This window comes from Pseudomonas sp. P5_B3 (assembly GCF_056400405.1).
Genome location: NZ_JBFULI010000022.1, coordinates 78,932 through 85,936, shown reverse-complemented (window position 1 = coordinate 85,936; position 7,005 = coordinate 78,932). Strand labels below are relative to the sequence as shown.

Genomic DNA, 7,005 nt, shown 5'->3' with positions numbered 1-7,005 from the left:
CACATTTGGAACGCATTCCCCTGTGGGAGCGAGCTTGCTCGCGATGGCGGCAGTCCAGACACAGCCTCCCTTGAACTAAGCCCCCACCCGCGCCTGCAAACTCAAATGCGCCCGCTCCCCAGGTGCAAGGCACAGGCTGTCGGTACCGCCGCTTGCGGCCTCTACGCAAACGAATTCGGATATCTCGTTCCAGGTCACGCCGAGCAATGGCCGCGAGCCGGGATGCCACACCACCGTGTCAGCCGTTTCACCCGTGTCGATACACAGCGCCCGCTGCCAGGCGTGGTCGTTGAGCTGCAATTCACCGTCATGCTGGAACACTCGCTGACAACCGCCATCCACGCGCAACTCGCCTTCCTGCTGACAGGCCTGCCGGCTCAACTGGTCATAACCCTGCGCGCCCTCGAGCCCAGACAGCGCTATCTCACTGACATCGCCAATACGCCAGTAAGCATGCAAAGCCTGGCTCAACTGGCACGGCATGTCGTCCTGATGCTCGGTGCTCAGGCGCAGCTCCATGCGTTCACCCAAGTGGGCGTGCAAGTCCACCTGCCAGTCGCACAACTTCAGCTGCCAGTGCAATCGCACGCCATCGTCGTCACTGTTGCTGTCGAGCAGCTTCCAGTCGAGCAAGCGCGCCCAGCCATGGGACGGCCAGGCATTTTCGCTCGGATGCCGGCCATACCACGGCCAACACACCGGCACGCCACCGCGAATGGCGCCAACCTGCGGCCACTTCGCCGCGCACCACAGCCAGGGTTTTTGCCCCTTGGGCTGGAAGTGCAACAACTGCGCGCCCTGACGACTGAACACCGCCTGACACAGCGGATGATCGATCACCAGCACATCGCGCATCTGATAGCGCTCCCACGCAAACACGGAGCGCTCGCGCAAGGATTTGAAGAAGCGTTGTAGCGGATGCTCAAGCATGTGCCACGGTCCTGAAAATCATCTGTCACCGGGGTGCGCGGCCCACAAAAAAAAGCGGACAGCCATGGCTGTCCGCAAATATGCGCACATGGAGAGAAGCTTATCGCAGACGCGTCAGAACACCGACTGAATTTTCAGGCCGGCCACCAGCGCGTTGTCGACTTCATCCACGCCACCGGGGTGCGTGACGTATTGCAGGTTGGGACGTACGGTCAGCCAGTTGGTCACGTGGAAGCCGTAGTTGATCTCGTAGTTGTATTCGGTTTCACGAATGGGCGAGAACAGCGGATTGTCGAAGTCCGACACACCGTTGGCCGCGTTGGTCAGCTCGGCGTTTTTCTTCACGTCATCGTTGACATGGATACGGGCGAAACCGATGCCCACGTCATCCTTCGGACGCGCGTCGAACGGGCCCTTGTACACGAACATCAGCGACTGGTAGTTGTCGACGACGTTAGTGTCCTTGTCGTGGAAGGTGGCGTTGGCCGCGATGTTCAGACCGCGAGAAGCGTCACCGTTGTGAGTGGTGAGTTGCTGCTGCGCGACGAACCAGTAGCCGTGCTTGCTATCGTGGACGCGAAAAGGCTTGCCCGTGGTCGCTGCGTCCTGGCCGTTGTCGTCCTTGAGAACGTCATCGGCAGGGGCAGTGCTTTTGTAGTAACCGATACGGTATTCGCCCGGCAGGCTGTTGACCTTCGGCGACCAGACCAGTTCGACCGGCAACACGGTGCCCGCAGTACCGCTGCCGCTGAGCTTGAAGCCGTTGCCGTGCTCCAGTTGCGACGGGTTCTGGTTGTACGCGCCAATCTGAGCGTAGAGCTCGTCATTGATGTTGTACTTCACGCGGATCGCCGCCTGGCTGACCGGCCAGTTGAACCAGACGTTGGTGGCCCAGTTACCCACCTGGGATCCGCAGAACGCCAGGTTCTGGAATTCGCACGGGAAGGTGTTGAAGTCTTCACCTTCACCGAAGTAACCGGCTTTGACGTCCAGTTTGTTGTCGAAGAACTGATGCTGAATCCACAACTGGGTCAGACGGACCATATGGCCACGACCGAAGACTTCCTGCGAGGAACTCAAGGTGCCGGCACGCGGATCGCCGATACGGTCGTTGGAGATGTTCTCACCGTTACGGTTGGTGAGCTGGATCTTGGCCTGGGTGTTATCCCAGCCGAACAACTTCTCCAGGTCCAGCGCCGCGCCCAGGCCAAACTGGTCGGCGTAGCGCGCGGTCTTGTCATCGTTGAAACCGCCATGGAGGTTGCCGCCGACTTCACCGACGTAATCCATCTTGATGTCGATGCCTTGCTCGATCAGCTTCGTACGCTCGCCACCCCAATCGCCCGTCATCCACTTGGAGTCGGAGCTGAACGCTTCATCGGCCATCGCATTGCCGGCCAGAACCAGTGCTGCCGCTGCTGAAACCTGGCAGATCAACCGGACCTTGTTCTTCATCTTCATCCCTACTTCCTCGTTTTATTGTTATTAACTTTTCTTCTTTAACGCGGTTACATCAGTTGCGACGGACAACAATCCATCCGCCACATGTCCCCCCTGTAGGAGCGAGCCTGCTCGCGAGAAACCTGAGAACACCGTGGGGTATCAGGTTTCCAGTGTCATCGTTGACGTCCATCGCGAGCAGGCTCGCTCCTACAGATTTGTTCTTCAGCGGCCTTTGAATCGGGCCACGTTATCAGCGTGCACCTCGGCTTTCGGCACACCGGCAACCCCCAGCCGCTCCCCACTCTTGGCATCGAACAACAGCACTTTCGCCGGATCGAATTGCAGGGTCAGCGTCTCGCCCACCGCCGGCGCCACGTCCGGTGCCAGGCGGCAGCAGACCTTGGTGTCGTTGAGGTTGACGAAGACCAGGGTGTCGGGACCGGTCGGTTCGGTGACCTGGACTTCGGCACGAATGGTCGGCAAGCCGTTCGCTTCGCCGTTGGCCAGAATGATCTGCTCAGGGCGCATGCCGAGGATCACTTCGCGGTCTTCGAGACCGGCGTCCTGCATGCCCAAAGGCAACTCGCAACGAGCCTGGCCGCTGTCGAGCAGCGCGACCAGACGACCGTCCTTGCGCTGCAGGCGCAGCGGGATGAAGTTCATCGGCGGCGAACCGATGAAGCTCGCCACGAACAGGTTGGCCGGGTTGTTGTAGATGTCTTTCGGCGTACCGAACTGCTGGATGATCCCGTCCTTCATCACCGCAACCTTGTCGCCCAGGGTCATGGCCTCGATCTGGTCGTGGGTCACGTAGACCGTGGTGGTTTTCAGGCGCTGGTGCATCAGTTTCATTTCGGTGCGCATCTCGACCCGCAGCTTGGCGTCGAGGTTGGACAGCGGCTCGTCGAACAGATAAATCTTCGGCCGCCGCGCCAGGGCGCGGCCCATCGCCACACGCTGCTGCTGGCCGCCGGAAAGCTGGCCGGGCTTGCGGCTGAGCAGGTGTTCGATCTGCAACAGCTTGGAAACCCGAGCGACTTCTTCGTCGATTTCGGCAGTGGGCATTTTGCGGATCTTCAGGCCGAAGGCGATGTTGTCGCGCACGCTCATGGTCGGGTACAGCGCGTAGGACTGGAACACCATGGCGATGTCGCGATCCTTGGGGCTCATGCCGCTGATATCGGCGTCGTCCACCAGGATCGCACCGCCGCTGATGGTTTCCAGACCGGCGATGCAGTTCATCAGCGTGGATTTACCACAGCCCGACGGGCCGACCAGGATCAGGAATTCCCCGTCATCGATTTTCAGTTCGATGTTTTTCAGGGTGTCCGGCAGGCCGGGCCCGTAGGTTTTGTTGACGTTGCGTAATTCGAGAGTTGCCATGTTCTACCCCTTGACCGCGCCGGACGTCAGCCCACGCAGGAAATACTTGCCAGCGAATATGTAGACCAGCAGTGTCGGCAGCCCGGCGATCATCGCGGCGGCCATATCAACGTTGTATTCCTTGGCCCCGGTGCTGGTGTTGACCAGGTTGTTCAGGGCCACGGTAATTGGCTGGGCATCGCCACTGGCGAAGACCACGCCGAACAGGAAGTCATTCCAGATCTGGGTGAACTGCCAGATCAGACAGACCATCACGATCGGGATCGACATCGGCAGCAGGATCTTCAGGAAGATCGTGAAGAAGCCCGCGCCATCGAGCCTTGCGGCCTTGACCAGCGCATCCGGAATGCTCACGTAGTAGTTACGGAAGAACAGCGTGGTGAACGCCAGGCCGTAGACCACATGCACCAGCACCAGGCCGGTGGTGGTGTTGGCCAGGCCGAACTTGCCGAGGGTGAACGAGGCTGGCAACAGCACGGTCTGGAACGGCAGGAAGCAGCCGAACAGCAACAGGCCGAAGAACAGCTGCGAACCACGGAAGCGCCACATCGACAGCACGTAGCCGTTCATGGCCCCGATGAAAGTCGAGATCAGCACTGCCGGCACGGTGATCTTCACCGAGTTCCAGAAGTAGCCGCCGACCACGTCCCAGGCCTTGATCCAGCCGATGCCGTCGATCACGGTCGGCCAGCTCAACAGGTTGCCGGTACGGATGTCTTCCGGGGATTTGAAACTGGTCAGCAGCATTACCACCAACGGGATCAGGTAGATCGCAGCGGCCAGCAACAACGTTGCGTAGATCGCGATGCGGCTGAAGCTGAGCGATGGTTTGCCGAGTTGATTAGTCATGGCGTTTGCCTCGCAGCTCGGAGTACAGGTACGGCACGAGGATGGTCAGCACGGCGCCGAGCATCAGCATGGCGCTGGCCGAACCGATGCCCATCTGGCCACGGCTGAAGGTGAAGGAATACATGAACATCGCCGGCAGGTCGGAGGAGTAACCCGGACCGCCCGCGGTCATCGCCGCGACCAGGTCGAAGCTCTTGATCGCGATGTGCGCCAGGATCATGAAGGCACTGAAGAACACCGGGCGCAGGCTCGGCAGGACGATTTTCAGGTAGATGGTCGGCAGGCTCGCACCATCGACCTGGGCGGCACGGATGATCGACTGATCGACACCGCGCAGGCCGGCCAGGAACATCGCCATGACAAACCCGGAGGCTTGCCACACGGCGGCGATCACCAGGCAGTAGACGACGCGATCCTGATCCACCAGCCAGTCGAGACGAAAGCCCTCCCAGCCCCAGTCACGCAGCATCTTGTCCAGGCCCAGGCCCGGGTTGAGCAGCCATTTCCACGCGGTACCGGTGACGATCATCGACAGCGCCATCGGGTACAGGTAGACGGTGCGGATGAAGCCTTCCTTGCGAATGCGCTGGTCCAGCAGCACGGCGAGGAACACGCCCAGCACCAGGCTGATGCCGATGAACATGCCACCGAACAGCGCGAGGTTCTTGCTCGCGACCCACCAGCGGTCGTTGTCCATCAGGCGCATGTATTGCTGCAGGCCGACCCACTTGTAGCTCGGCATGAAGCTGGAGTTGGTGAAGGACAGAATGAACGTCCAGATGATGTAACCGTAGAAGCCAACCAACACGATCAGCATGCTCGGCGCGAGTACCAACTTGGGTAGCCAGCGTTGCAGCGCATCGAACGGTGAGGCTTTGCTGAAAACCGCCACAGAGCTCATCGGGATAATCCAGGTGAAGAAGTGAAATCCGGACAGAGTTCCACCCTGTGGGAGCGAGCTTGCTCGCGATAGCGGTGTAACAGACGACATCAGTGTTGAATGTCAGTCAGCTATCGCGAGCAAGCTCGCTCCCACATTGGGACGGAGCTCTCTCTGGGGTTTGCCGCAGGACCTGCCTGCGTCGATCACGAATTACTGGGCCGCTTTGACAGCCGAGGCCAGTTGGGCGCTGGCCTTGGCCGGGTCAGCATCCTTGTCGTTCATGAAGTTGGTGACCACATCGAAGATCGCACCCTGCACGGCCAGGGAGGTGGCCATGTTGTGCGCCATGCTCGGTTGCAGGCCGCCGGTCTTGTCGTCCGCGATGAAGTCCTTCGCCGACTTCTGGGCGCACTCGTCGAAGCCGAGCTTGTCCATTTCGTTCAGCATGTCGTTACGCACCGGGATCGAACCCTTGTTCATGCTGAAGACTTTCTGGAAGTCGGTACCCAAAGCGACCTTGGCCAGGTCTTGCTGGGCAGCGATGTCGCCTTTGCGATCGGCCTTGAGCTTGAACACCGCCAGGGAGTCGATGTTGTAGGTGAAGGCTTTTTCAGTGCCCGGGAACGCTACGCACTGGTAGTCCTTGCCCGCGACTTTCTTCGCCGCAGTCCACTCGCTTTTCGCCCAGTCGCCCATCATCTGCATGCCGGCCTTGCCGTTGATGACGTCGGCGGCGGCGATGTTCCAGTCACGACCGGCGCGGTTCGGGTCCATGTAGGTGGTGATCTTTTTCAGCTCGGTGAAGGACTTGGTCATCTCCGGGCCGGACAGGGTTTTCTGGTCCAGGTCGACCAGGGCTTTTTTGTAGCCGTCAGCACCCATGACCGAGAGCACAATGTCTTCGAACACGGTGCTGTCCTGCCAAGGCTGACCGCCGTGGGCGAGTGCGATGAAGCCGGCGGCCTTGAGCTTGTCGCCGGCGGCATAGAATTCTTCGAGGGTCGTCGGGGCTTTTTCGATCCCGGCTTTCTTGAACACCTGCGGGTTGATCCACAGCCAGTTGACGCGGTGGATGTTCACCGGCACGGCGACGTAGTCACCTTCGTACTTAACGGTGTCGGAGACTTTCTTCGACAGCAGGCCATCCCAGTTTTCCGACTTGGAGACTTCTTTCAGTGCGTCGGTGCTGAGCAGGCCAGTGCTGCCCCACTCCTGGATGTCCGGACCTTTGATCTGGGCAACGCCTGGCGGGTTGCCGGCTACGGCGCGACTTTTGAGTACGGTCATGGCCGTGGAACCGCCGCCACCGGCGACTGCGCCGTCCTTCCAGGTGAAGCCGTCTTTTTCGACTTGAGCCTTCAGGACATCGACCGCTGCTTTTTCACCACCGGAAGTCCACCAGTGAACGACTTCAACGGAACCTTTGGATTCGGCGGCAAGCACACTGAGGGGGAGCGCAGACAGGGAAGCGAGAGAAATGACAGTAGCGAGGCGAGAAATCGCATTCATCCAGGAGC

The 7,005-nt window shown here is 60.1% G+C and carries 6 protein-coding genes; all 6 read right to left on the bottom strand.

All coding sequences use genetic code 11. The features are described 5' to 3' along the window. Positions 1 to 75: 75 nt before the first annotated feature. Positions 76 to 930 carry a D-hexose-6-phosphate mutarotase gene (locus AC1DRN_RS15075; protein ID WP_223459434.1) on the bottom strand — a complete coding sequence of 285 codons (855 nt, stop codon included), beginning with the start codon at positions 928 to 930 and terminating at the stop codon, positions 76 to 78. Between the two features lie 114 nt (positions 931 to 1,044). After that, complete coding sequence (locus AC1DRN_RS15070; protein ID WP_457266088.1) at positions 1,045 to 2,391, bottom strand: carbohydrate porin; 1,347 nt, start codon at positions 2,389 to 2,391, stop codon at positions 1,045 to 1,047. Positions 2,392 to 2,595: 204 nt separating this feature from the next. Then, positions 2,596 to 3,756 (bottom strand): ABC transporter ATP-binding protein, encoded by a 1,161-nt coding sequence (locus AC1DRN_RS15065; RefSeq protein WP_223459438.1) that lies wholly within the window; start codon positions 3,754 to 3,756, stop codon positions 2,596 to 2,598. 3 nt (positions 3,757 to 3,759) lie between these two features. Continuing rightward, on the bottom strand, positions 3,760 to 4,605 hold the full coding sequence (locus AC1DRN_RS15060; protein WP_218427135.1) for a carbohydrate ABC transporter permease: 846 nt from the start codon (positions 4,603 to 4,605) through the stop codon (positions 3,760 to 3,762). Then, positions 4,598 to 5,506 carry a carbohydrate ABC transporter permease gene (locus tag AC1DRN_RS15055; RefSeq protein WP_008032969.1) on the bottom strand — a complete coding sequence of 303 codons (909 nt, stop codon included), beginning with the start codon at positions 5,504 to 5,506 and terminating at the stop codon, positions 4,598 to 4,600. The genes AC1DRN_RS15060 and AC1DRN_RS15055 overlap by 8 nt, the downstream gene beginning before the upstream one ends. 192 nt (positions 5,507 to 5,698) lie before the next feature. Beyond that, on the bottom strand, positions 5,699 to 6,997 hold the full coding sequence (locus AC1DRN_RS15050) for an ABC transporter substrate-binding protein (RefSeq protein ID WP_223459441.1): 1,299 nt from the start codon (positions 6,995 to 6,997) through the stop codon (positions 5,699 to 5,701). Positions 6,998 to 7,005: the final 8 nt, after the last annotated feature.